Here is a 24366-nt window from a genome sequence, read left to right as displayed (position 1 = left end):
TACTAGTGTCCGAAACCGACCGGAGGCGCGCGGAGCGCGTCGACCGGTGAAAGGCGAAACGTGACTCCAGGCACGAACACCAAGGCTCGCTCGGCCGCGAAGGACACCGAGTCGGACGAGACGAAGACCACCGCCGCCAAGAAGGCTCCGGCCGTCAAGGGCGCCGCGAAGGCCAAGGCTGCGCCGAAGACCGCATCCAAGCGCGCCAAGAAGTCGGACGACGAGTTCGAGGACGACGTCGAGGAGCTCGACGACGACGTCGAGCTCGAGGGCGACGACGACGCAGCCGACGACGAGTCGACCGAGAGCGCCGACACCAAGGGCGCCGCGAAGACGGCGGGCGGTGACGAGAGCGCGTCCGACGACGAGGACGAGGACGAGGAGAGCACCAAGCCCGCCTTCACCGAGCCGCTTCCGACCGGTGCGATCGTCATCTCGTCCAGCGACGAGGACGACGTCCCCGTCTACTCGACGCAGATCACCGGCGCGACGGCGGACCCCGTCAAGGACTACCTCAAGCAGATCGGCAAGGTGCCGCTCCTGAACGCGGCCGAAGAAGTCGAGCTCGCGATGCGCATCGAGGCGGGTCTGTTCGCCGAAGAGAAGCTGTCGCACATGTCGGCCGCCGAGAAGACGTCGCAGCTCGGACTCGACCTGCAGTGGGTCGCCCGCGACGGCCAGCGCGCGAAGAGCCACCTGCTCGGCGCCAACCTGCGTCTGGTCGTGTCGCTCGCCAAGCGCTACACCGGCCGCGGAATGCAGTTCCTGGACCTCATCCAGGAGGGCAACCTCGGTCTGATCCGCGCGGTCGAGAAGTTCGACTACACCAAGGGCTTCAAGTTCTCGACGTACGCCACGTGGTGGATCCGTCAGGCCATCACCCGCGCTATGGCGGACCAGGCTCGCACCATCCGCATTCCGGTGCACATGGTCGAGGTCATCAACAAGCTCGCGCGCGTTCAGCGCCAGATGCTGCAGGACCTCGGTCGCGAACCCACGCCCGAGGAGCTCAGCCGCGAGCTCGACATGACCCCCGAGAAGGTCATCGAGGTGCAGAAGTACGGCCGTGAGCCGATCTCGCTGCACACGCCTCTCGGCGAGGACGGCGACAGCGAGTTCGGCGACCTCATCGAGGACACCGAGGCCGTGGTGCCGGCCGACGCGGTGGGCTTCACGATGCTGCAGCGTCAGCTCGAGTCGCTCCTCGATTCGCTCTCGGAGCGCGAGGCGGGCGTGATCCGCATGCGCTTCGGCCTCGGCGACGGCCAGCCGAAGACCCTCGACCAGATCGGCGACACGTTCGGCGTCACGCGTGAGCGGATCCGCCAGATCGAGTCGAAGACGATGGCGAAGCTCCGCCACCCGTCGCGTTCGCAGTCGCTGCGGGACTACCTCGAGTGAGTGAGGCGAACGCCGGCAAGGCGCTCACCGTCCAGGTCGAAGGCTCGTCGTTCGCGCGCATCCCGATCCGCACACGGGTCGTGATGCCCGGCGACGACCTCGACGAGTTCATCCGCGAGTACGCGACCGACGTCGTGCGCGAGGGCGACCTGCTGTTCGTGACCGAGAAGATCGTCGCGATCACACAGGGCCGCTCGTACCTCGTCGAAGACATCGCACCGCGCAAGCTCGCGTTCTTCCTGTCGAAGTACGTGACCCGCACACCGTACGGCATCGGGCTGGGCATGCCCGAGACGATGGAGATGGCGCTGCGGGAGTGCGGCACGATCCGCATCCTGTTCGCGGCCGCGGTGTCGGCGGTGACGAAGCTGTTCGGTCGCAAGGGCGATTTCTACCGCATCGCGGGAGACAAGGCCCGCGCGATCGACGGCCCCACGTCGGGCACGATCCCGCCCTACAACAAGGCCGTGGTGCTCGGACCGGAGCGTCCTCGCGAGGTCGCCGCACACCTCAAGGCGCTGCTCGGCGGCGTTCCCGAGGTCGCCGTGGTCGACATCAACGACCTGGGAGGCAACATCCTGGGTTCGACGCTCGACAAGGCCGGCGAGAAGCAGCTCGTCTCGATCCTCAAAGACAACCCGCTCGGTCAGGGGCACCAGTCGACGCCGCTCGGCGTCGTCCGGTCGGCCTGACCGGCATCACGTGCGAAGGCGCGGCATCCTTCGGGTGCCGCGCCTTCCGCATTCCCGGGGCACGCAGAACCATACGCTCACGCAACATCCGACCCGCTGAGGTGGATGCATGTCCACCCCCGCCCGAATGCCCCCGACCCTCGGTCCGCGGCTCTTCCTCGCGGCCCTGACCGCGGCCGTCGTGGTCGCGCTCACGCTCGCGCCCCGCGCCGTCGTCGCACCCGTCCGCGGAGCCGTGATGGCCCTGGCGGGACGCTTCGCCGAGCCCCTGGTCGCCGGTCTGAGCCCCCTGCAGCTGGAGAGCGCGCTCAACGCGCTCCTGTTCGTCCCGCTGGGCGCGGCGCTGGCCCTGTTGCTGGGCCGGCGGCTGTGGGCACTCGCACCGGTGCTGGGCTTCGCGGTGTCGTTCGCGGTCGAGTACGCGCAGGTGCGGATTCCCGGACGGGTCCCCGACCTTCAGGACGTCGTCTGGAACACCGTCGGCGCCGTCGTCGGGGCGGCGGCCGTCGGAGTGGTCCTCGCCGGAGTGGGCAGCCGCCGCAGCGGCTGCGCCGGCCTCAGAAGCCGATGGCCGCCCGGTAGCGGGGCTTGTGACCGGTGCGGATGCCGGTGACGCTCGGCTTGTTCTCGTAGACGCCGGCGCCCCAGTTGCCCTCGACGAGCACCGGACCGTCGGGGGTGACCACGATGTCCCAGCCGACGTACTGGATCTGCGGCACGACGCGCGCCACCCGGTCGACGAACGCCTTGACCTCGTCGATCATCGGCAACTGGAAGTCTGCGATCACGAACCCGCTGTCGGGGTGCTTCACATGCACGTGGGCGTGCGAGTCGTAGCCGGGACCGACCGCGTGGCCGTTCTCGTCGAGCATCGTGTAGAAGCCGCCGAAGGTCATCTGGTCGCTGACCGCGCCACGGCCGAACTTCTGCGCCATCGCGAGGATATGGGTCTTCTCGCCGTCGAAGAACGCAGTCACGCGGGTCGTGTTGACGGTGCCCGGGCACACCGCCGCGAGATCCGCGTGCTGGCGGATGACCTCCTCGATGAGCAGCTCGCCACGCGCGAGCAGGCCGCGGTGAAAGGCGTCCCAGTCCGAGACCTCGGCCGCGTGGTAGCGATGCACGCCTGTGCCGGCCTGGCCCACCGGCTCCTTGGTGACGATCGTGCCGTGCTTCTCGGCGAACGCGCGCACGGCCTCGGCGTTGCCGTCTTCGACGACCATCCAGTCGCGACGCAGGAAGTCGCTGAAGACGCGGTCGAACTCGACCTTGTCCTGGAACTGACCGCGGTAGTCGGGGTGGTCGTACTTCTGCGACAGCTCGTTCGACACCGGGTGCGTCATGTAGGTCGCACGCTCGGCGCGGTTGAGGATCGCGAAGTCGTAGTCGACGTAGTCCTGGAAGCCGACCTGCCGGAAACCGGCCGACCACAGCATGTCGACGACGACGGCCGGGGTCCATTTGCCGTGCTCGTGGGCGGTCTCCTTCGCCCGCTCGACCACGGACCCGACGTCGATGCGACGGACCCGCCAGGCGAGGTAGCGAAGGCGGTTCGAGAGGGCGAGGCCCTGAGAAGACATGCGTGCTCCGGGTTCGGTTCGGGGACCCCGATAGTCTAGAGGCGTGAGTTCCGCTATCCCTGGGCACGACATGTCGACGCCGGGATCCGGACCCCGCAGCGCGCCCGTCGCACGCATCTCGCGGTCTGCCGTCACCGCGAACGCGCGGGCGGCACGGGCGCGCGGCATCCATTCGTTCTCTCCGTCGGTGTTCGACGCGGATGCCTGGGGCCACGGTGCGGCGCTCGTGCAGAGCGTGCTCGCCGCCGAGGGGCTGACCCCGGGCGACGCTGGGGGTGGGTCTCTCGGGGCGCGGGAGCTGCTCGGCGTCGCGCACCCCGACACCACGCCCGCCCTGCGGCTCACCGGCTGCGTGCTGTCGGTCAAGGATCTGCGCGCGGGTGAGGGCGTGTCGTACGGCTTCGCGTTCCGCGCGCCGTCCGACACGCGCGTCGCGCTCGTGACCGGCGGGTACGCGCAGGGGATCGTCCGCTCGCTCGGCGGCGTCGTCGACGTCGCGATCGCGGGGCAGCGGCATCCGATCGTCGGACGCGTCGCGATGGACGTGTGCGTCGTCGAGATCCGGGATGCCGTCGTCCGGCGCGGAGACGAGGCGCTGTTCCTCGGCGACCCTGCGAAGGGCGAGCCGTCGCTCGCGGACTGGGTGCGTGTGACGGGGCTCCGCGGCTCAGAACTGATCACGCCGGTCGGCCTGCGTGCGATCCGCGAGGAGGCCGAGTGACCGCGCGACTGCTCGTCGATCTCGCGACACTCACGGCGAACCTCGACCGGGTGCGCGCCACCGTCGCGCCCGCCGAGTTGATGCTCGTCGTGAAGGACGACGCGTACGGCCACGGGCTGGGGCCCGTCGTCCGCGCCGCGACGGCCTCCGGCGTGAGCTGGTTCGGCGCGTTCGACGTCCGCACCGGCGCGGCCGTGCGCGCCGTCGCCGGCGCCGGGTCGCGCATCTTCGCGTGGATCGCCGCGTCGCGTGACGACCTCGACACCGCGATCGGCGCGGACCTGGATCTCGGCATCGGCGACGCCGAACTCCTCGAAGAACTCGTGGATGCCGCACGCGCCGCCCAGGCGACGGTCCGCGTCCACCTCAAGATCGACACCGGCCTGCACCGCAACGGCGTGCGCCCTGAGTCGTGGCCGGCATTCATGCAGCGTGCGGCGCAGCTTCAGGCGGACGGCGTGATCGACGTGGTCGGCGTATGGAGCCACATCGCCGAAGCGTCGGACGCCGAGGACGACGACGCTCGCGCGGTGTTCGACTGGGCGCTCGACGAAGCCGCCGCTGCCGGCATCCATCCGTCCGTCCGTCATCTGGCCGCCAGTGCCGCGTCGTTCGCGCGGCCCGCGTTCCGGTACGACCTCGTGCGCGTCGGGGCGTTCTGTTACGGCATCCGCTCGGCCGGAGGACCGTCGGCCGAGCAGCTCGGACTGCAGCCGATCGCCCGGCTGGAGGCCGTTGTGACCGCTGTGCACGACGAGGGCGTGAGCATCGGAGTCGGCGCCCTGCAGGGTCTGCCGTCTTCGCTGCGGGGCGCGCGGGTCGGCACACCCGCGGGCACCCGACGGCTCACCGAGGTGGGGGAGTCGGCGTCCCTCGTCGAGACGTGGCCCGCAGCCGCGGCGGGCGACACCGTGACGGTCTACGGGCCGGGCGCGAACGGCGAAGGTTCGAGCACCGACCTCGCCGAACTCATCGGCACGATCGGTGAAGAGATCGCGGTCCGGGTGTCTCCCCTGGTGCCGCGCGTCTACGAACGGTGACGCGCGGCTTGCGGATCACTCCGAGAGGCGGGCCGTCTCGTCGTGCCACGACGTGGCGATGGCGCGGAGCTTCTCTTCGTACTTGCGGCCGTGGTGGGCGCAGAAGAGCATCTCGGTGCCGTTGACCTCGGCCGCGATGTAGGCCTGGGCGCCGCACGAGTCGCAGCGGTCCATGGCCGTGAGTCGGTGCTCGAGGACGGCGGAGGTCTCGGTGGGTGTCGATAGCGTGGTCATCTCGGTGCCTCCTCGTATACGTAGAACGTCGTTGCCGGTCATGAAATACAACCACGCCGGGGATCGGAGAATGCCGCAAGTCGCTGACATTTCGCTCAGCGCGTACGTGACCGCGCGCGCGACGCGTGTCTGCCCGAGGGTGTCACGCACCCCGATTACGATGGGAGATTGTGACCGCCGAGTACTCCGCCCATCATCTCCAGGTGCTCGAAGGGCTCGAGGCGGTCCGCAAGCGCCCGGGCATGTACATCGGCTCGACCGATTCGCGCGGCCTCATGCACTGCCTGTGGGAGATCATCGACAACGCGGTCGACGAGGCCCTCGGCGGCTTCGGCACGCGCATCGACGTCATCCTGCACGCCGACGGCAGTGTCGAGGTGCAGGACCGCGCGCGCGGCATCCCCGTCGACATCGAACCGCGCACCGGACTGTCCGGCGTCGAGGTCGTCTTCACCAAGCTGCACGCCGGCGGCAAGTTCGGCGGCGGCTCGTATGCGGCCTCCGGCGGTCTGCACGGCGTGGGTGCCTCTGTCGTCAACGCGCTGTCGGCGCGACTGGACGTCGAGGTCGACCGCGGCGGCAAGACCTGGGCGATGTCGTTCCACCGCGGCGAGCCGGGAGTGTTCTCCAACGGCAGCCCCGAGTCTGCGTTCACGCCGTTCCAGGAGCGCAGCGAGCTGCGCGTGGCCGGTCGCGCCGCGAAGGGCGCCACGGGCACCCGCATCCGCTACTGGGCCGACCCGCAGATCTTCACCAAGGACGCCGCGTTCAACCTGCAGGAGCTCGAGCAGCGGGCGCGACAGACCGCGTTCCTGGTTCCCGGGCTCGAGATCGTCATCCGCGACGAGCGCCCCGGCCGCGAGACCGAGGAGCCCGTCGAGACGAGCTACCGGTTCGACGGCGGGATCTCGGAGTTCGCGGACTTCCTCGCCCCCGACTCGGGCGTCACCGACACGTGGCGCCTCACCGGCGTCGGCTCGTTCACCGAGACGGTGCCGGTGCTGCAGCCCACGGGCGCCATGGTGCCGACCGAGGTGCAGCGCGAGTGCCACGTCGACATCGCGGTGCGCTGGGGGACGGGCTACGAGACGGTGTCGCGCTCGTTCGTCAACATCATCGCGACCCCCAAAGGCGGGACGCACCAGCAGGGCTTCGAACAGGGCCTCATGAAGGTGCTCCGCGACCAGGTGGCGCAGAACTCCCGCCGACTCAAGGTCGGCAACGACAAGCTCGAGAAGGACGACATCCTCGCGGGTCTCACCGCCGTTCTGACGGTGCGCCTTCCCGAGCCGCAGTTCGAGGGTCAGACGAAGGAGGTCCTCGGCACGCCGGCGGTCCGCCAGATCGTCTCGAACGTCGTCACTCGCGAGCTCACCGCCCGCTTCACGTCGACCAAGCGCGACGACAAGGCACAGACGTCACTGCTGCTGGACAAGGTGGTCTCCGAGATGAAGGCGCGCATCTCGGCGCGCACGCACAAAGAGACGCAGCGCCGCAAGAACGCGCTCGAGTCCTCGTCGCTGCCGGCGAAGCTCGCCGACTGCCGCTCGAACGACGTCGCCGAGTCCGAGTTGTTCATCGTCGAGGGCGATTCGGCGCTCGGCACCGCCAAGCTCGCCCGCAACAGCGAGTTCCAGGCGCTGCTGCCGATCCGCGGCAAGATCCTCAACGTCCAGAAGGCGTCCATCAGCGACATGCTCTCCAACGCGGAGTGCGCGGCCATCATCCAGGTGATCGGCGCCGGCTCCGGCCGCTCGTTCGACCTCGATGCGGCCCGCTACGGCAAGATCATCCTGATGAGCGACGCCGACGTCGACGGAGCGCACATCCGCACGCTGCTGCTGACGCTCTTCTTCCGCTACATGCGGCCCCTCATCGACGAGGGCCGGGTCTACGCGGCCGTCCCGCCGCTGCACCGCGTCGTGGTGATGAACCCCGGCTCGAAGCCCAACGACACGATCTACACGTACTCCGAGCAGGAGCTGCACGCGCTGCTCACGAAGCTGACGAAGGCCGGCAAGCGCTGGCAGGAGCCGGTCCAGCGTTACAAGGGGCTCGGCGAGATGGATGCCGACCAGCTGGCGGTCACCACGATGGACCGCGCCGGCCGGACGCTCCGCCGCGTCCGCATGCAGGACGCCGAGGCGGCGGCCACCGTGTTCGAACTGCTCATGGGCAACGACGTGGCTCCGCGCAAGGAGTTCATCATCGATTCGAGCGATCGCCTGGTGCGCGAGCGCATCGACGCGTGAGGCACAGCGTCGAGGGTGAGCGGGCGAAGCGAGCCGAAACCACGTAGGCCGCGCACCGCAGCCCGCTTCGCCTGAGCCTCAGCGGATGCCGGTGCCCACGGCGCCGATGACCCCGTCGAGAGCCGTGCCCGAGGCATCGCGCTTCGCCCCCGACTCGGGGAGCGTGCGCGTCGCACCGTCGGTGCCCACGGCGCGGGGGTCGGAGCCCACCCACGCGAGCGTGAGAGCGTCTTCGCCCTTGAGCAGCCGCTGGGCGCGCACACCGCCGGTCGCGCGCCCCTTCGCGGGGAACTCGCTGAACAGCGACACCTTGGCGCTGCCCGCGTCGGTGCCCGCGATCGCGCCGTTCGACCCGGCGATTGTGACGACGACCGCGTCGAAGGCCGTCGCGCCGACCACGTCGAAGGCGATGACCTCGGCGCCGGGAGTCAGACGGATGCCCGCCATCCCGCCGGCCGATCGGCCCTGCGGACGCACCGATGCCGCGTCGAAGCGCAGCAGCTGCGCGTCGTTCGCGACGAACACGAGCTCTGCACCGTCCGAGGCCGGAGCGGCGCCGACGACGCGGTCGCCGTCCTTGAGCGAGATGATCTCGATGTCGTGCTTGCTGCCGAGCTCGGTGGCAACGACCCGCTTGACGACGCCCTGCGCCGTGCCGATGGCGATCGGCGGCGCGTCCACCAACGGGACCAGGGCGACGACGTGCTCACCCGACGCGAGTCCCAGGTACTGGTCGACGCGGGTGCCCGCGGCGAGCTGCACGGAGTTGCCGGGCACCGACGGCAGGTCGACCGGCGTGAACCTCACCAGCCGGCCGAGGCTCGTGACGGCGCCCACATCGCCGCGCGTCGTGGTGTCGACCGACGAGCGGACCGCGTCGTGCTTCGAGCGGCGCGTCGGGGCGACGATGCCGCCGCCGGGAGCCGCCACATCGAGCTCGGCGCGCACCATGCGACCCGTCGCCGACAGGTAGACGCGGCACGGCGAGTCGGCGATCTGCAGATCGGCCACGGCGGCCGCGGCACGCGAACGCGGCTGTACCGGCCCGCCGTTGAGCAGAAGGGTGCGCCGGGGCGTCCCGAAGGCCTCGGCGGCGGCATCCAGTTCCTTCGCGACCTGCGCACGCAGCAGCAGATCGCTGCCGAGCAGCTCTTCGAGCTGGGCGATCTCGGCCTTGAGGTTGTCGCGCTCGGCCTCGAGCTCGATGCGCGAGAACTTCGTCAGGCGGCGCAGGCGCAGTTCGAGGATGTACTCAGCCTGCGGCTGCGACAGGTCGAACACGTCCATGAGGCGCGTGCGGGCCTGCTCGCCGTCGTCCGAGGCGCGGATGACCTGGATGACCTCGTCGATGTCGAGGATCGCGATGAGGAGGCCCTCGACGAGGTGCAGTCGCTCTTTGCGCCGGTCGAGGCGAAAGCGGCTGCGTCGCGTGACGACGCTGATGCGGTGGTCGAGGTAGACCCGCAGCAGCTCGCGCAGCCCCAGCGTCTGCGGCTGGCCCTCGACCAGCGCGACGTTGTTGATGCTGAACGAGTCCTCGAGGGGCGTGAGCCGGTACAGGTGGTCGAGCACCGCCTGCGGGTCGAAGCCGGTCTTGATGCCGATGACCAGGCGCAGGCCCTTGTGGCGGTCGGTCAGGTCGTTGACGTCCGAGATGCCCTGCAGCTTCTTGGCGTTGACGGCGTCCTTGATCTTCTCGATCACGCGCTCGGGGCCGACGAGGTACGGCAGCTCGGTCACCACCAGGCCGGTGCGGCGCGGACCGAGGGACTCGATCGACACCTTCGCGCGGGTGCGGAAGCTGCCGCGCCCGTTCGTGTAGGCGTCCTTGATGCCGTCGAGGCCGACGATGATGCCGCCCCCGGGAAGGTCGGGCCCCGGGACGAACTCCATCAGCTCCTCGACGGTGGCCTCGGGGTTCTCCAGCAGGTGCGTGGCCGCACCCACGACCTCGATGAGGTTGTGGGGCGCCATGTTCGTGGCCATGCCGACCGCGATGCCTGTGGTGCCGTTGACGAGCAGGTTCGGGAACGCGGCGGGCAGCACCTCGGGCTGTTGGAACTGGCCGTCGTAGTTGGGGATGAAGTCGACGACGTCCTCGTCGAGGTTCTCGGTGAGCGCGAGCGCCGGCGGCGCCAGGCGCGCCTCGGTGTAGCGGGGCGCGGCGGGACCGTCATCGAGCGAGCCGAAGTTGCCGTGGCCGTCGACCAGCGGCACCCGCAGCGAGAACGGCTGCGCGAGACGCACGAGCGCGTCGTAGATGGGCGCGTCACCGTGCGGATGGAGCTTTCCCATCACCTCGCCGACGACGCGCGCGCTCTTGACGTGACCGCGGTCGGGCCGCAGCCCCATGTCGGCCATCTGGAACAGGATGCGCCGCTGCACCGGCTTGAGTCCGTCGCGCGCGTCGGGCAGCGCGCGCGAGTAGATGACCGAGTACGCGTACTCGAGGAACGACGTCTGCATCTCGGACGAGACGTCGACGTCCTCGATGCGTCCGTGGTCGGCGGGAGAGGAGTCGGTGCGGGATGCGGGCATGTGACCTGGAAGCCTCGGGTGACGGCGGGAGAGAAGGGGCGCGGCCGCGGTATGCGAGACTGGCCCCGATGTCACTCAGCCTACCCGCGGACCCGCCCCGCGCCCGGACGCTCACCCGTGTCGTCCCCGAGATGTCGGCCGCGCTGGACGGGGCATCCGAGTGGTTCGCGCCGGCGCGCAGCGCCATCGTGTGGGTGCTCGACGGCCTGGGCGTGCACAACCTCGCCCAGCGTGCGGGTCACGCCCGGTTCCTCTCCGAGGCCCGGACGAAACGGGATACCGCACGCACGGTCTTCCCGTCCACCACGGCCGCGGCGCTCACGAGCCTGCTGACCGGCGCGGCGCCGGGCGCTCACGGCATCGTCGGCTACCGCGCCCGCGTCCCCGGTACCGACGACATCGTCAACCAGCTGCGCGGCTGGGACACCGACGGGCTGCCGTTGTCGTTCCAGCGTGCGACACCGTTGTCGGCGAGCCTCGGCCGTCCCTTCTTCGCGGTGTCGCGCCGCGAGTACGCCGGCACCGGCTTCACGGCCGCCACCCTCGGCGACGCCGAGTTCCATGCCGCCGACGACCTCGACGAACGCGTCAGCATCGCCGCCGACCTGGCCGCCCGGCATCCCGGTTCGCTGACGTATCTCTACGCGCCGGACCTCGACGCCATCGGGCACAGGCGTGGCTGGGAGTCCGACGAGTGGGTCGCGACCCTCGAGCGGGTGGACGCGGCGGCCCGCACACTCTCGAACGCCCTCGATCGCGGCACGGGCGTCGTCGTCACCTCCGATCACGGCATGATCGATGTGCCGCGGCACCGGCACATCCTCCTGCACGACCGGGACCCGCTGGTGGACGGGGTGCGCCTGATCGGCGGCGAGCCGCGCATGCTGCACCTGTATGCCGAGCCCGGCGAGGCGGAGGCGGTGCTGGAGCGATGGCGCGAGGCCGAGGCATCCCGATCCTGGATCGCCTCGCGCGACGAACTCATCGCCTCGGGACTGATGGGCGAGGTCGACCCCGAGGTGCGCGAGCGGATCGGCGACGTGATCGTCGCCCCGCGGGCTGCCATCGCGTACTACGACGACCGGATCGCCGACAAGGCGCCGCAGAAGATGGTCGGTCAGCACGGTTCGCTGACCGACGAGGAGCGCATGGTGCCGCTCATCCGCCTCGGCGCGTTCGCCTGAGCCGGCTTCCGCTCCGAGTCAGTCCTCGGTGCGCGCGCCGAAGACGATCTCGTCCCACGACGGCATCGAGGTGCGCCCCTTGCGGCGACCGGCCTCGGCCACGGCGGGGGAGGGCGCCTGGTACTCGGATGCCGCCGGCACGTCGTCCGTGGACGACTCGTCATAGCCCGGCTCGAGGGCGTCGAAGAGCGCCACCGGCGCCGATCCGCGCGGCGCCGCCGCCTCTTCTGCACCGGGCAGGGGCTCGCGCTGGCCGCGACGGCGGCGGAGCGCTTCGAGCAGATCGGCCGTCTCGGCCGACGTCACCACGGTGGGCTCACTGGCCCGCTTGATCGCCGCCTCCTGCACCGCCTGTGCAGCGGGCGCCGGAAGGTCGGGCGACTCGAGGTCGGCGTCGGGAAGACGACGAGGACCGAACGCGCCACTGTCGAACCGCGAGTCGTCTTTGGGGTGGACGACCTCGAGGGCGCGCAGGCGCGGGATGAGCCCGTCGGGGAGCGAACCCTGACGGGACAACTGCACGGCGTCCGTGTTGAGCGGCGTCAGCGTGCTGCGACGCGGATCGAAGCCCCACCGCGCGTCGTGGTCGACCTCGCCCGCCGTGAACTCGAGCTTGACGATCCAGCCCGTCGGCTCTTTCCAGCTCGTCCAGCGCTCACCGGACGCACCGGCCTCGGCGAGCTTGCCGCGCAGCGCCGAACCGAACGTCGCCTGTCCGTCGCCGTCGAAGTCGCCGCCGCCCAGCAGCACGGGCACGGCCAGCGCCTGACCGACGATGTGCTCGCGCTCGGCGAGCACCGGGCCCTCGAAGCGCTCGATGTCTTCGACGCGGGCGCCGAGCAGTTCGGCGACCTCGCGCGCCGACAGACCTGCGCGGATGTGCGACTGGATCTCGCGCGGACTCGGCCGCGGCGTCTGTGCTTCGGGGTCTCGATCGCGACGCGCCTTGCGCAGTTCGATCCGCAGCACGTCGTCGACGTCGAGCGAGAATCTGTCGCCCGACTCGGTCGCCAGGATGAGCTTGTCGTCCTCGGTTCCGATGACCTTGAGCTGTTCCATGCGAACGCCCCTTCCAGCTGTCCCGCCCATGCTGTCACAGCGCATCGCGGGGGCCGGGAATATCCCACGCGTGGCGCGAGTTTCACGCGAACGCACGGTCGGATGCCGACGGTCCGCATTTGCGAAAACCGGAGCCGTCGTGCAAACTATCGCCGCCCGTAAGGGCGAGCGCAACCCGCGATACCCCGGAAGTTGAGATCTTCACGCATGGCAACCGATTACGACGCCCCCCGCAAGACCGAGGACGACAGCGAGTCGATCGAGGCCCTCAAGGAGCGGGTTCCCGACAAGCTTTCGGGCTCGGTCGACGTAGAGGACGCCGACAACCCCTCGGGCTTCGAGCTGCCCGGTGCCGACCTGTCGGACCTCGAGCTCGACGTCGTCGTGCTCCCCGCGCAGGAGGACGAGTTCACCTGTGCGAACTGCTTCCTCGTGAAGCACCGTTCGCAGCTCGACCACGAGAGCGCAGACGGTCCTATCTGTACCGAGTGCGCTGCATGACCTGAGCCCGCCGCACGGCGGCGGCAAGCCGATCCGGCGTCCGCGAGGAGATCACCCACGCGGTCGTCGGATCGTCTTCGTCTGTCACCGGGATCACGACGACTCCGTCGATCCCGCCGCGCAGCAGGTGCCACGCCCGCGGGTCGAGACCCGCACCGCGTGCATGGCGCGCGTCGTCACCGATGTGCACCACCGGCTCGCCGAGGAACTCGGCGCCGATGTGGGCACGGCCCGCACGCAGCTCGCCGTCCTGCACCGACACGCTCGGCGCACCGAAGATCAGCAGGACGATGACCAGGACGCCCACGGCCGCTCCGATCACGAGCGCGAGCGTCGTGTCGATCGGCGTGAAGACCAGCGCCGCCATCGGACCCGCCAGCGCCGCGGCCACGAGGATCCACAGCGAGGGCCCCAGGCGCTCTCGATATCGGTCCGTCGGGCTCGACCCGGCGGCGGCCGCTGCGGGCCCGGCATTGCGCGCTGTGTTCTGCATTACCCTCGTTGGGTGACTGAAACGGTGGACGTCCCCATTATCGCCTCCGACGTCCCGGTGTACGCGCACCCGGGCGACGCCGGAGCCGACCTCGTCGCCGCCGAGGCCGTGCGCCTCGAGCCCGGCGCCCGTGCCCTCGTCGGAACCGGCGTGCGCATCGCGCTGCCCGACGGACACGTCGCCTTCGTGGTCCCGCGCAGCGGGCTCGCGGCCAAGCACGGCATCACTGTCGTGAACGCCCCCGGCACGATCGACGCCGGCTACCGCGGCGAGATCAAGGTCATCCTGCTCAACACCGACCGCGAGCAGGCGCACGACATCGCGGTCGGCGACCGCATCGCACAGATCATCGTGATGCCGGTGCCGCGCGCCCGCTTCCTGCCCGTGGACGAGCTGCCTGACAGCGTCCGCGGCGAAGGCGGCTTCGGCTCCACCGGCTACCAGAAGGACGGAGTCCTCGCATGACCGACCCCACGCCCGCCGACGGCCCCCGCAAGGTCGCCCCCGAAGACCGCGCGACGGCAGGACCGTTCGACGAGTCCGAGGCGAACCCCGTCCGTCCCTACATCGACCTCGGCGGAATCAAGATCCTCCCGCGCGAGGGCCTGAACCTGCGCCTCGAGGTCGAGGAGCAGACCAAGCGCATCGTCGCGGTGGGTCTGGACTACTCCGACTCCACCCTCCAGGTCCAGCCGTTCGCCGCACCGCGCTCGGCGGGACTCTGGGAGGAGACGCGCGAGCAGATCCGCCAGCAGATCCGACAGCAGGGCGGCCGTGTCGAGGAGCGCGAAGGCCCCCTCGGCCCTGAGCTGCTCGCCGAGGTGCCGGTCGTCGCCGGCCCCGAGGCCACGGCGGGCAAGCGTCTGGCCCGCTTCGTCGGCGTCGACGGGCCGCGCTGGTTCCTGCGCGGCGTGATCGGCGGGGCGGCGACGGCGGACGTCGACGCCGCTGCGGCCGTCGAGGACCTGTTCCGCTCGATCGTCGTCGTGCGGGGCGGCTCGCCGATGCCGCCGCGCGACCTCATCCCACTGCGCATGCCGGCGACGCCGGGCACCGCGTGAGCGACGACGCGCGGCCCGAGGACTCGCCGGCAGACCCGGCGGCCTCTCCGTCCGTCACGCCTCCCGACGCCCCCGGGTCCGCGTCCGAGATCCTCGGTGCAGCACTCGGCAGCGCCGCCCGCCGTGCCGGGCTCGACCCCGCCGAGGGCAAGAGCACGGGTCATGTGGTGTGGTCGGCCATGGGCGGCTGGCGCGGCATCCTCGAATCCGTCCTGCCGAGTCTCGCCTTCGTGATCCTCTTCACGATCACGCGGGAGCTCGTGCTCTCGCTGGCGGTGTCGGTGGGCATCGCCGCGATCTTCACCGCGGTGCGCCTGATCCAGAAGCAGCCGATCACGGCGGCCCTCGGCGGCCTGATCGCCACCGTCGCGGCGGCCGCGCTGTCGCTGTGGACGGGCCGCGCCGCCGACAACTTCCTGTGGGGCTTCCTGACCAACGGCGTTTACGGCACCGCGTTCCTCGTGTCGGCCCTGATCGGCTGGCCACTCATCGGCCTCGCCGTCGGCTTCCTGATGGGGGAGGGCACCGCCTGGCGCGCCGATCGGCGCAAGCGTCGCGCGTTCTTCTGGCTCTCGATCGCGTGGGCCGGGCTGTTCGCCGCGCGGCTCATCGTGCAGCTGCCGCTGTACTTCGCGAACGACGTCACGGCGCTCGGAACGCTCAAGCTGGTCATGGGCCTGCCGCTGTTCGCGCCGCTCGTCGCGGTCACGTGGCTCGCCGTCCGCGCGCTCTACCCGCCGGCCGCGAAGTGATACATTTATCTTGACATCAAGATAAATTTCCCCCGCGGGGATTAGGGCGACCTCACTAGCCGAGGGCCTCGTCGCGGGGGAAGATGGGGATGCCGGGGTTCCGGCCAGCTCCCGCCGCCGACGAAGGAGACAGACGTGTCCACGGTTGACAGCTTCGGTGCCAAAGGCACCCTGACGGTCGGCAGCACCGACTACGAGATCTTCCGCATCGCGACGGTCGATGGCTACGACAAGCTCCCGTTCAGCCTCAAGGTGCTGCTGGAGAACCTGCTTCGCACCGAGGACGGCGCGAACGTCACGCAGGATCAGATCCGCGCCCTCGGCTCGTGGAACCCGGCGGCCGAGCCCGACACCGAGATCCAGTTCACGCCGGCACGCGTGGTCATGCAGGACTTCACCGGCGTGCCCTGCATCGTCGACCTCGCCACCATGCGCGAGGCGGTCACGGCCCTCGGCGGCGACCCCAGCAAGATCAACCCGCTCTCGCCCGCCGAGATGGTCATCGACCACTCGGTCATCGCCGATCTGTTCGGTCGCGAGGACGCCCTCGAGCGCAATGTCGAGATCGAGTACGAGCGCAACGGCGAGCGGTACCAGTTCCTGCGCTGGGGCCAGACCGCGTTCAACGACTTCAAGGTCGTCCCCCCCGGCACCGGCATCGTCCACCAGGTCAACATCGAGCACCTGGCGAAGGTCATCTACGACCGTGAGGTCGGCGGCGTGCTGCGCGCCTACCCCGACACCTGCGTCGGCACCGACTCGCACACCACCATGGTCAACGGCCTCGGCGTGCTCGGCTGGGGCGTCGGCGGCATCGAGGCCGAGGCCGCGATGCTCGGCCAGCCCGTGTCGATGCTCATCCCGCGCGTCGTGGGCTTCAAGCTGACCGGCGAGATCCCCGCTGGCGTCACGGCGACCGACGTCGTCCTGACGATCACCGACATGCTGCGCAAGCACGGCGTCGTGGGCAAGTTCGTGGAGTTCTACGGCGCTGGTGTCGCCTCGGTGCCGCTGGCCAACCGCGCCACGATCGGCAACATGAGCCCCGAGTTCGGCTCGACGGCCGCGATCTTCCCGATCGACGACGTCACCCTGGACTACCTGCGCCTGACCGGTCGCGACGAGGACGCCGTGGCGCTCGTCGAGGCCTATGCCAAGGAGCAGTCGCTCTGGCACGACGCGGCCAATGAGCCGAACTTCAGCGAGTACATGGAACTCGACCTCTCGACGGTCGTCCCCTCGATCGCCGGCCCGAAGCGCCCGCAGGACCGCATCCTGCTGTCCGAGGCCAAGGCGCAGTTCGAGAAGGACATCGTGGGCTACGCGACGCCGTCGACCACGGACGACATCGTCGACCTGGAGTCGAAGCACTCCTTCCCCGCATCCGACCCCGGCCAGGTCCCGGGTGAAGAGGCGCCGACGACGCGCCCCGTGCACATCAACAGCGGTGCGCCCGCGACGGCCTCCAAGCCGATCAAGGTCACGACGCCCGATGGCGAGGCGTACATCCTCGACAACGGCGCGGTGACGCTCGCGGCCATCACGTCGTGCACCAACACGTCGAACCCATCCGTCATGATCGCGGCAGGCCTGCTCGCGAAGAAGGCCGTCGACAAGGGCCTCAAGCGCAAGCCGTGGGTCAAGACCACGCTCGGCCCCGGCTCGAAGGTCGTCACCGACTACTACGAGAAGTCCGGCCTCGACAAGGCGCTCGAGGGCCTCGACTTCTTCACCGTCGGCTACGGCTGCACGATCTGCATCGGCAACTCGGGCCCGCTGATCGACGAGGTCTCGGCTGCGATCAACGAGCACGACCTGGCCGTCACGGCCGTCCTCTCGGGCAACCGCAACTTCGAGGGCCGCATCAGCCCCGACGTGAAGATGAACTACCTCGCCTCGCCGCCGCTGGTCGTCGCGTACGCTCTCGCGGGCTCGATGAACTTCGACTTCGAGACCGATCCGCTCGGCAAGGACACCGAGGGCAACGACGTCTTCCTGAAGGACATCTGGCCGTCGCCCGAAGAGGTCCAGCAGATCATCGACACGTCGATCTCGCGCGAGCAGTTCATCACGCAGTACGCCACGGTCTTCGAGGGCGACGAGCGCTGGAAGAACCTGCCCACGCCCGAGGGCCCCGTCTTCGAGTGGGACGCCGACTCGACGTACGTCCGCAAGGCCCCGTACTTCGACGGCATGTCGATGGAACTGACCCCGGTCGCCGACATCTCCGGCGCCCGCGTCATGGCCACGCTCGGCGACTCGGTCACGACCGACCACATCTCGCCCGCCGGCAACATCAAGGCCGGCACGCCCGCGGCGCAGTACCTCACCGACCACGGCGTCGCGCAGAAGGACTTCAACTCCTACGGCTCGCGTCGCGGCAACCACGAGGTCATGATCCGCGGCACGTTCGCGAACATCCGCCTGAAGAACGAGCTCGTCTCGGCCGTCAACGACGGTCAGGTCGTCGAGGGCGGCTTCACGCGCGACTTCACGCAGGAGGGCGGCCCGCAGTCGTACATCTACGACGCGAGCATGAACTACCAGGAGCAGGGCACCCCGCTCGTCGTCTTCGGCGGCAAGGAGTACGGCTCCGGCTCTTCGCGCGACTGGGCGGCCAAGGGCACGAGCCTCCTGGGCGTCAAGGCGGTCATCACCGAGAGCTTCGAGCGCATCCACCGCTCCAACCTCATCGGCATGGGCGTCGTCCCGCTGCAGTTCCCGGCAGGCGAGAGCTGGAAGTCGCTGGGCCTGGACGGCACCGAGATCGTCTCGATCAGCGGCCTGGAGCAGCTGAACGAGGGCGTCACGCCGAAGACGGTCCGCGTCACCGCTGAACCGAGCGAGTTCTCGCCGGAAGGCAAGCAGACCATCGAGTTCGACGCGGTCGTCCGCATCGACACGCCGGGTGAAGCCGACTACTACCGCAACGGCGGCATCCTGCAGTACGTGCTGCGTTCGCTCGTCTGACAGCGGATTCACGGGGGACCGGGTGCCTCGGCACCCGGTCCTTCGTCATGCCGCGGGTAGACTGACAGGGCCCGTCCGGGCCGGGAAAGGAGCGGGGATGTCGCTGTTGTCGTCCATCACCGGGCCCCGTGACCTCGATGCCCTGAGCATCGATCAGCTGGAACAGCTGGCGGACGAGATCCGCGGATTCCTCGTCGAGAACGTGTCCCGCACGGGCGGTCATCTCGGCCCGAATCTGGGTGTCGTCGAGCTGACGATCGCGCTGCACCGCGTGTTCGACTCGCCCGACGACCCGATGGTGTTCGACACCGGCCACCAGTCCTACGTGCACAAGCTGCTGACGGGCCGGCAGGACTTCACCGGGCTGCGCACGCGCGGCGGCCTTGCCGGCTACCCGCAGCGCTCCGAGAGCCCGCACGATGTCGTCGAGTCCTCACACGCCTCCAGCTCGCTGAGCTGGGCCGACGGCGTCTCTCGCGCCCTCACACGCACCGGCCGCAAGGACCGGCACGTCGTGGCCGTCGTCGGTGACGGCGCGCTCACCGGCGGCATGACGTGGGAGGCGCTCAACAACATCTCCGACGACAACGACCGCAACCTGGTCATCGTCGTGAACGACAACGGACGCTCGTACGCGCCCACGATCGGCGGCATGGCCCGCTACCTCAACCGGGTGCGCACCACCGACGGGTACCGGTCGCTGCACCGCGGGTCGGACTCGCTGTTCCGCCGGTTCGGTCCGGCCGGGCGGGCGATGTACCGCGGCATCCGCGGCGGGACGCACGGGTTCCTCTCGCGCTTCACGAACAACGCGGCCCTGTACTCGAACCTCGACATCAAGTACCTGGGCCCGGTGGACGGTCACGACCTGACCGCCCTGCTGGAGACGCTCGAGCTGGCGAAGTCCTACGGCGCCCCGGTGATCGTGCATGCGATCACCGAGAAGGGCCGCGGCTACGCGCCGGCGCTCGAGGACGAGGCCGACCAGTTCCACGCCGTCGGCAAGATCGACCCGGTGACCGGTGAAGCGCTGGGCGGATCCGGCGGACGCGCCTGGACCGACGTGTTCGCCGACGAACTGGTGTCGGTGGGGGAGGAGCGCGCGGACGTCATCGCGATGACGGCGGCGATGCTGCGCCCGACCGGACTGCTGCCGTTCGCACAGCGGTTCCCGGACCGCGTCTACGACGTGGGCATCGCCGAGCAGCACGCCGTCGCCTCGGCCGCGGGCCTCGCCTTCGGCGGGCTCCACCCCGTCGTGGCGATCTACGCGACATTCATGAACCGCGCCTTCGACCAGGTGCTGATGGACGTCGCCCTGCACAAGGCGGGCGTCACGTTCGTGCTCGACCGCGCCGGCGTCACCGGTCCGGACGGCCCGAGTCATCACGGCATCTGGGACCTCGCGATGCTGCAGATCGTGCCGCACATCCGCATCGCGGTGCCGCGCGACGAGACGCGCCTGCGCGAAGAGCTGCGCGAGGCTGTGGCGGTGGACGACGGGCCTACGGTGATCCGCTTCCCGAAGGGCGGTGTGAGCGCCGAGATCCCGACGCTGGAGCGGCTCGCCGACGGAGTGGACGTGCTCGTGCGCTCCGACACGGCGGACGTGCTCCTCGTGGGCATCGGCCCGATGGCGCACGTCGCGGTCGAGGTCGCGGACCGCCTGCGCGCGCAGGGCATCGGCGCGACCGTCGTCGATCCGCGGTGGGTGGTGCCGGTGCAGCCTTCGATCGTCGAGCTGGCGGCATCCCATCGCCTCGTCATCACGATCGAGGACGGCATCCGCGTCGGGGGCATCGGCACGCGCGTCCGGCAGGTGCTGCGCGAGGCCGGCGTCGACACGGCCGTGGACGAGCTGGGCGTGCCCGACGAGTTCATCGACCACGCCTCGCGCGAGCAGATCCTCGAAGATGCGGGGCTCACCGCCGCCAAGATCGCCCATGACGTCGTGGCGCAGGTGCTCGGCACCCGCATTCCCGTCGCGCGAGGCGCGCAGACCTCCGAGATCCCCACGCTGCCCGACCTCGCACGCAGCCACGACGAGCGCAGCTAGAGCGCGTCCTCGAAGGCTTCGTCGATACCGACGGGCGAACGCGGATCCGGCAGGACGAGGCCTCTGCGTGCGTGCCGTGAGGCGCGCCACCAGCCGACCAGCACCGATACGGTGGTCAGCACGACGGTGATCGGCAGCAGCGGGCTCAGGAACGCGGTCGACCAGTTCGTCGAGGCGACCGCGAAGACGAACAGCGCGACCACGCCGACGGCTGCTCCGAACACCGCGAACGCGATGACATGTGCGGTGATCGAGACGCTTCGCCGGAGCGACCAGGCGATCAGCCAGGCCAACGGCAGCCCGACGAGCGCGACGAGCATCGAGACGCCGCCGCCGATCAGCACGGCATAGCCCAGCACCAGGGCGAAGCCCCAGACCTGCGCCACGATCGCGCCGCCACCGTTCGGCTGCATCATCGATGCGACCAGACCCGACACGACGAGCGTCGCAAGCACCAGTGCATTGAACGTCAGCAGCGCCCAGAGTGCCCCGCGCAGCACCTCCTCGCGCGTCGGCATCATCGGTGCCTCATCCGCGCGGGGACTCAACGCGCCCGTGGCGTGCATCGTCATGCTTTCACCGACGCGACGAGGCCCAGCAGCTCCTGCAGCGGTCTGCGCAGCAGCGGCAGGCGCGTGAGCGGCAGCGCCATCCGCAGCAGTCGCAGGCCGCCGTCCAGCAGCGTGCGGGTGCGCTGTTGCCCGGGCGAGCGGTCGTAGACCCAGAACAGGGCCAGCAGCAGATGCCCGAGCACGAGCGCATCGGGCAGCGACGCGCGGAACTCCTCGGGGAGCGGAGGTCCCGCGGCACCGTCGACCGCCTCGCGGAACAGCCCTTCGATCACGCGCAGTGCGGGCGCCGACTCCGCCGACAGCGGGTTGATCGGCGATCGCGGCGAGACCGCGGCCGACAGGAACTCCGGGGCGAACGCATGGAACGGCGTCAGCTGATCGAGTCCGGTGCGGTACACGACGGCGAGCCTGTCGATGAGGTCGGTGGATGCCGCCAGCTCCGGCCCTGCGGCATCCCGATGCTGTTCCTGGACGTCGAGGTAGAGCTCCTGCACCAGATGGTTCTTCGAAGCGAAGTGGTAGTGCGTGGTGCCCACCGACACCCCGGCCTCCTGCGCGATGAACCGGATCGTGGTGGCCTCGTATCCTCGCTCGCGGAACGACCGCAACGCGATGGCGCGGAGCTGGGCGCGGGTGCGCTCGCTCTTGCTGAGCGGGGGAGTCGGGACCACGGCATCCGAACTGAACATGTTCAGAAACTACCACGGAGCACGCATGAAAGCATGGTGGCATGACTTCCGCGAACCTCACCCGCGACGAGACCGCGGCCCGATCGTGCGTCATCCGTGTGGACACCATCGAGGTCGATCTGGACGTGCGCGACGCGCGCGACCTGGCGGCGCAGACCTTCCCGACGTCGGCGACGCTCACGTTCGCGGCCACGGCGGATGCGACGTGGCTCGACTTTCTCGGCGAAGCCGTCGACAGCGTCACCGTCAACGGCGCGGCGCGCGACGTCGACTGGGACGGCGCCCGTATCCGTATCGACGGACTGGCGGCGCACAACGTCGTGACGGTGCACGCCCGAGGCCGCTACAGCACGTCCGGCGAGGGCCTGCACCGCTTCCGCGACCCTGTCGACGGCGAGGTCTACCTGTACACGCAGTACGAGCCCGCCGACTCGCGTCGCGTGTACCCCGTGTTCGAGCAGCCCGACATGAAGGCGAACTGGCATTTCACGGTGAGCGCTCCGGCGGGCTGGCAGGTCCTCTCCAACGGCGCCGAGACCGCGCGGGAGGAGGTCGACGGCGGCGTGCGCGTCGGCTTCGCCGAGACGCTGCCGCTGTCGAGCTACATCACGGCGGTCGCCGCCGGGCCGTACTACCGTGTCGACGGCGAGTGGCGCAGCACGGATCGCGTCGTTCCGCTCGGCGTCCTGTGCCGCGCCTCGCTCGCGCCGCATCTCGACGCCGACGAGATCCTGGACATCACCCGACGCGGGCTGGAGTTCTTCGAGCAGGCGTTCGCCTACCCCTACCCGTGGGGAAAGTACGATCAGATCTTCGTCCCCGAGTACAACCTCGGTGCCATGGAGAATCCCGGACTCGTGACGTTCACCGAGAGCTATGTGTTCCGCGGAGCGGCGACCGCGGCCCAGCACGAGGGCCGCGCGAACACGATCCTGCACGAGATGGCCCACATGTGGTTCGGCGATCTGGTGACGATGCGGTGGTGGGACGACCTGTGGCTCAAGGAGTCCTTCGCCGACTTCATGGGCGCCCATGCCGCGGTCGTGGCCGGCGGCTTCCCGGATGCGTGGGTGACCTTCGCCAGCCGCCGCAAGGGCTGGGCGTACGTCCAGGACCAGTTGCCGACGACCCACCCGATCGTGGCCGACATCCCCGACCTCGAGGCGGCCAAGCTCAACTTCGACGGAATCACCTACGCCAAGGGTGCGTCGGTGCTCAAGCAGCTGGTCGCGTTCGTCGGGGAGGACGCCTTCTTCCGCGGCGCTCAGCGGTACTTCGCGGACCACGCGTTCGGCAACACGACGCTGCCCGATCTGCTGTCGGCGCTCGAGGGGGAGTCCGGTCGCGACCTGACGGCGTGGAGCCGCGCCTGGCTGCAGACCAGCGGCCTCTCCGAGATCGCCGTCGAGCGTGACACCGATGCACTGGTGCTGACGCAGACGGATCCACGACCGCACCGGCTCACATGCGGACTCTTCGCCGTCGCCGACGGCCGCCTCGCCCAGCAGGGACGCCTCGAAGTCGATGCGGTCGAGGCGCGCACGCCCCTGGCGGGCGCGACGGGCGCGGAGCCGGACCTGGTGCTGCCGAACGTCGACGACCGCACGTACGCGAAGGTGCGCCTGGACGATCGCTCGACGGATGCCGTCGCCGCACACCTGTCGTCGATCGAAGATCCGGTCGCCCGCGCAGTGGTCTGGTCCGCACTGTGGAACGCCACCCGCGACGGAGAGCTGCCGGTCATGCGCTTCGTCGAGATCGTGTCACATCACGCCACGCGCGAGTCGAACGTCGCACTGGTCTCCGATGCGCTCACGCACACCGGCGTCGCGATCGGCCGCTATGCGGCCGCCGTCACTCGCACGTCGATCGCCGACGCCTGGCTCGAGACGTGCTGGGCCGCGCTCTGGACGGCAGAGGCCGGATCGGACGCGCAGCTGGCCTGGGCGCGGGCGCTGGGCGCGGCCGCGGCGCGGTCGACGGACCGCGCCGACGAGCTGCGTGGCATCCTCGACGGCGCTGTGGCGCCGCCCGCCGGCCTCGCGCTCGATCCCGAGCTGCGCTGGGCGTGGCTCATCGCCCTGGCTGCGACGGGACGCGCCACCGAGGCCGACGCGGACGCAGAGCTGAGAGCCGACCCCTCCGCGCAGGGACACGTCGCGCACCGGACCGTCCTCGCCGCCCGGCCGGACGCGGCGGTGCGTGAGGCCGCCTGGCATGCGGCCTGGGAGGACGAGGGACTCACCAACGACCACCTCGCTGCGACGATCGCCGGCGTGCGGGCGGGCGATCGCCGCGACCTGATCGCGCGCTTCGACGAGGAGTACTTCGCCCGGATCCGTCCGGCCTGGGCCGCCCGCAGCATCGAGATCGCACGAAGGCTCGTCGTCGGACTGTTCCCGTCTTCGGACTCGCTCGACGACGTCGACGCCTGGCTGGCGCAGAACCTGGACGCCCCTGCCGCCCTCCGCCGGCTCGTGATCGAGCAGCGCGACGGCCTCGCCCGGGACCTGAGGGTGCGCGCCGCCCAGCCTGCCGTCGGCTGAGCCCCGACAGCGTCGCCGAACGCAG

General features: G+C 70.1%; 21 protein-coding genes. 14 read left to right on the top strand and 7 right to left on the bottom strand.

The features are described from left to right. Positions 1 to 60: 60 nt before the first annotated feature. The 3 genes from ABEA46_RS05080 to ABEA46_RS05070 all read left to right on the top strand — a co-directional run bounded on the left by ABEA46_RS05080 (position 61) and on the right by ABEA46_RS05070 (position 2706). On the top strand, positions 61 to 1401 hold the full coding sequence (locus ABEA46_RS05080) for an RNA polymerase sigma factor (RefSeq protein WP_345543280.1): 1341 nt from the start codon (positions 61 to 63) through the stop codon (positions 1399 to 1401). Further along, positions 1398 to 2093 carry a coenzyme F420-0:L-glutamate ligase gene (locus tag ABEA46_RS05075; RefSeq protein WP_345543279.1) on the top strand — a complete coding sequence of 232 codons (696 nt, stop codon included), beginning with the start codon at positions 1398 to 1400 and terminating at the stop codon, positions 2091 to 2093. Before ABEA46_RS05080 ends, ABEA46_RS05075 begins: the two co-directional genes overlap by 4 nt. A 109-nt stretch (positions 2094 to 2202) precedes the next feature. Next, positions 2203 to 2706: a VanZ family protein gene (locus ABEA46_RS05070; RefSeq protein ID WP_345543278.1), complete on the top strand. Its 504-nt coding sequence runs from the start codon at positions 2203 to 2205 to the stop codon at positions 2704 to 2706. On the opposite strand, the gene ABEA46_RS05065 is transcribed toward ABEA46_RS05070, so the two are convergent. Further along, on the bottom strand, positions 2651 to 3673 hold the full coding sequence (locus ABEA46_RS05065) for a sugar-transfer associated ATP-grasp domain-containing protein (protein WP_345543277.1): 1023 nt from the start codon (positions 3671 to 3673) through the stop codon (positions 2651 to 2653). The two genes, ABEA46_RS05070 and ABEA46_RS05065, sit on opposite strands and share 56 nt — an antisense overlap. A 43-nt stretch (positions 3674 to 3716) precedes the next feature. Here ABEA46_RS05065 and ABEA46_RS05060 point away from each other — a divergent pair, with 43 nt between their 5' ends. Together ABEA46_RS05060 and ABEA46_RS05055 are read left to right on the top strand one after the other, a co-directional pair. Next, on the top strand, positions 3717 to 4394 hold the full coding sequence (locus ABEA46_RS05060) for an alanine racemase C-terminal domain-containing protein (protein WP_345543276.1): 678 nt from the start codon (positions 3717 to 3719) through the stop codon (positions 4392 to 4394). Next, a complete protein-coding gene (locus ABEA46_RS05055) occupies positions 4391 to 5434 on the top strand; it encodes an alanine racemase (RefSeq protein WP_345543275.1) in 1044 nt (347 codons plus the stop codon). Before ABEA46_RS05060 ends, ABEA46_RS05055 begins: the two co-directional genes overlap by 4 nt. 15 nt (positions 5435 to 5449) lie before the next feature. Here the strand turns inward: ABEA46_RS05055 and ABEA46_RS05050 are convergent, their stop codons facing one another. Beyond that, on the bottom strand, positions 5450 to 5668 hold the full coding sequence (locus ABEA46_RS05050; protein ID WP_345543274.1) for a DUF7455 domain-containing protein: 219 nt from the start codon (positions 5666 to 5668) through the stop codon (positions 5450 to 5452). A 170-nt stretch (positions 5669 to 5838) separates the two neighbouring features. On the opposite strand from ABEA46_RS05050, the gene ABEA46_RS05045 reads away from it, so the two are divergent. Beyond that, positions 5839 to 7920 (top strand): DNA gyrase/topoisomerase IV subunit B, encoded by a 2082-nt coding sequence (locus ABEA46_RS05045; RefSeq protein WP_425563160.1) that lies wholly within the window; start codon positions 5839 to 5841, stop codon positions 7918 to 7920. A gap of 78 nt (positions 7921 to 7998) precedes the next feature. Here ABEA46_RS05045 and ABEA46_RS05040 read toward each other — a convergent pair whose 3' ends face one another. Further along, positions 7999 to 10458 (bottom strand): DNA gyrase/topoisomerase IV subunit A, encoded by a 2460-nt coding sequence (locus tag ABEA46_RS05040; RefSeq protein ID WP_345543273.1) that lies wholly within the window; start codon positions 10456 to 10458, stop codon positions 7999 to 8001. 68 nt (positions 10459 to 10526) lie between these two features. Here ABEA46_RS05040 and ABEA46_RS05035 point away from each other — a divergent pair, with 68 nt between their 5' ends. Further along, positions 10527 to 11642, top strand: coding sequence for an alkaline phosphatase family protein (locus ABEA46_RS05035; RefSeq protein WP_345543272.1), 1116 nt, complete (start codon positions 10527 to 10529; stop codon positions 11640 to 11642). A gap of 18 nt (positions 11643 to 11660) precedes the next feature. Here ABEA46_RS05035 and sepH read toward each other — a convergent pair whose 3' ends face one another. Next, positions 11661 to 12701, bottom strand: a complete 1041-nt coding sequence (gene sepH / locus ABEA46_RS05030) for a septation protein SepH (RefSeq protein WP_345543271.1) — start codon at positions 12699 to 12701, stop codon at positions 11661 to 11663. A gap of 207 nt (positions 12702 to 12908) precedes the next feature. On the opposite strand from sepH, the gene ABEA46_RS05025 reads away from it, so the two are divergent. Next, a complete protein-coding gene (locus tag ABEA46_RS05025; RefSeq protein ID WP_345543270.1) occupies positions 12909 to 13202 on the top strand; it encodes a DUF4193 domain-containing protein in 294 nt (97 codons plus the stop codon). On the opposite strand, the gene ABEA46_RS05020 is transcribed toward ABEA46_RS05025, so the two are convergent. Then, entirely contained in the window at positions 13177 to 13695 is a 519-nt protein-coding gene (locus ABEA46_RS05020) for a DUF3093 domain-containing protein (RefSeq protein ID WP_345543269.1), read from the bottom strand. The genes ABEA46_RS05025 and ABEA46_RS05020 overlap by 26 nt on opposite strands. A 12-nt stretch (positions 13696 to 13707) precedes the next feature. On the opposite strand from ABEA46_RS05020, the gene dut reads away from it, so the two are divergent. The 5 genes from dut (at position 13708) to dxs (ending at position 20534) form a co-directional block, all read left to right on the top strand. Beyond that, positions 13708 to 14160, top strand: coding sequence for a dUTP diphosphatase (gene dut / locus ABEA46_RS05015; RefSeq protein WP_345543268.1), 453 nt, complete (start codon positions 13708 to 13710; stop codon positions 14158 to 14160). Beyond that, positions 14157 to 14756: a DUF3710 domain-containing protein gene (locus ABEA46_RS05010; RefSeq protein ID WP_345543267.1), complete on the top strand. Its 600-nt coding sequence runs from the start codon at positions 14157 to 14159 to the stop codon at positions 14754 to 14756. Before dut ends, ABEA46_RS05010 begins: the two co-directional genes overlap by 4 nt. Continuing rightward, on the top strand, positions 14753 to 15508 hold the full coding sequence (locus ABEA46_RS05005) for a DUF3159 domain-containing protein (RefSeq protein WP_345543266.1): 756 nt from the start codon (positions 14753 to 14755) through the stop codon (positions 15506 to 15508). Before ABEA46_RS05010 ends, ABEA46_RS05005 begins: the two co-directional genes overlap by 4 nt. Positions 15509 to 15643: 135 nt before the next feature. Then, entirely contained in the window at positions 15644 to 18478 is a 2835-nt protein-coding gene (acnA, locus tag ABEA46_RS05000; RefSeq protein ID WP_345543264.1) for an aconitate hydratase AcnA, read from the top strand. A 97-nt stretch (positions 18479 to 18575) separates the two neighbouring features. Continuing rightward, positions 18576 to 20534: a 1-deoxy-D-xylulose-5-phosphate synthase gene (dxs, locus tag ABEA46_RS04995; RefSeq protein ID WP_345543263.1), complete on the top strand. Its 1959-nt coding sequence runs from the start codon at positions 18576 to 18578 to the stop codon at positions 20532 to 20534. Here the strand turns inward: dxs and ABEA46_RS04990 are convergent. Continuing rightward, positions 20531 to 21055: a hypothetical protein gene (locus ABEA46_RS04990; protein ID WP_345543262.1), complete on the bottom strand. Its 525-nt coding sequence runs from the start codon at positions 21053 to 21055 to the stop codon at positions 20531 to 20533. The genes dxs and ABEA46_RS04990 overlap by 4 nt on opposite strands. A 47-nt stretch (positions 21056 to 21102) precedes the next feature. Next, complete coding sequence (locus tag ABEA46_RS04985; RefSeq protein ID WP_345543261.1) at positions 21103 to 21795, bottom strand: TetR/AcrR family transcriptional regulator; 693 nt, start codon at positions 21793 to 21795, stop codon at positions 21103 to 21105. A gap of 41 nt (positions 21796 to 21836) precedes the next feature. Between ABEA46_RS04985 and pepN the strand changes: the two genes are divergently transcribed. After that, a complete protein-coding gene (pepN, locus tag ABEA46_RS04980; protein ID WP_345543260.1) occupies positions 21837 to 24341 on the top strand; it encodes an aminopeptidase N in 2505 nt (834 codons plus the stop codon). Positions 24342 to 24366 lie beyond the last annotated feature (25 nt).

Origin of the sequence: Microbacterium jejuense, from assembly GCF_039544225.1 — a bacterium.
GTDB lineage: Bacteria > Actinomycetota > Actinomycetes > Actinomycetales > Microbacteriaceae > Microbacterium > Microbacterium jejuense.
Note: the sequence above shows the minus strand (reverse complement) of the source record. Positions and strands in the feature narration are given on the sequence as shown.

Bases quoted from the DNA above. Each gene is read 5' to 3' on its own strand.
- ABEA46_RS05070 (WP_345543278.1), top strand. From the start codon at position 2,203: ATGTCCACCCCCGCCCGAATGCCCCCGACCCTCGGTCCGCGGCTCTTC.
- ABEA46_RS05065 (WP_345543277.1), bottom strand. From the start codon at position 3,673: ATGTCTTCTCAGGGCCTCGCCCTCTCGAACCGCCTTCGCTACCTCGCC.
- ABEA46_RS05050 (WP_345543274.1), bottom strand. From the start codon at position 5,668: ATGACCACGCTATCGACACCCACCGAGACCTCCGCCGTCCTCGAGCAC.
- ABEA46_RS05040 (WP_345543273.1), bottom strand. From the start codon at position 10,458: ATGCCCGCATCCCGCACCGACTCCTCTCCCGCCGACCACGGACGCATC.
- ABEA46_RS05035 (WP_345543272.1), top strand. From the start codon at position 10,527: ATGTCACTCAGCCTACCCGCGGACCCGCCCCGCGCCCGGACGCTCACC.
- sepH (WP_345543271.1), bottom strand. From the start codon at position 12,701: ATGGAACAGCTCAAGGTCATCGGAACCGAGGACGACAAGCTCATCCTG.
- ABEA46_RS05025 (WP_345543270.1), top strand. From the start codon at position 12,909: ATGGCAACCGATTACGACGCCCCCCGCAAGACCGAGGACGACAGCGAG.
- ABEA46_RS05020 (WP_345543269.1), bottom strand. From the start codon at position 13,695: ATGCAGAACACAGCGCGCAATGCCGGGCCCGCAGCGGCCGCCGCCGGG.
- ABEA46_RS05010 (WP_345543267.1), top strand. From the start codon at position 14,157: ATGACCGACCCCACGCCCGCCGACGGCCCCCGCAAGGTCGCCCCCGAA.
- dxs (WP_345543263.1), top strand. From the start codon at position 18,576: ATGTCGCTGTTGTCGTCCATCACCGGGCCCCGTGACCTCGATGCCCTG.
- ABEA46_RS04990 (WP_345543262.1), bottom strand. From the start codon at position 21,055: ATGATGCCGACGCGCGAGGAGGTGCTGCGCGGGGCACTCTGGGCGCTG.
- ABEA46_RS04985 (WP_345543261.1), bottom strand. From the start codon at position 21,795: ATGTTCAGTTCGGATGCCGTGGTCCCGACTCCCCCGCTCAGCAAGAGC.
- pepN (WP_345543260.1), top strand. From the start codon at position 21,837: ATGACTTCCGCGAACCTCACCCGCGACGAGACCGCGGCCCGATCGTGC.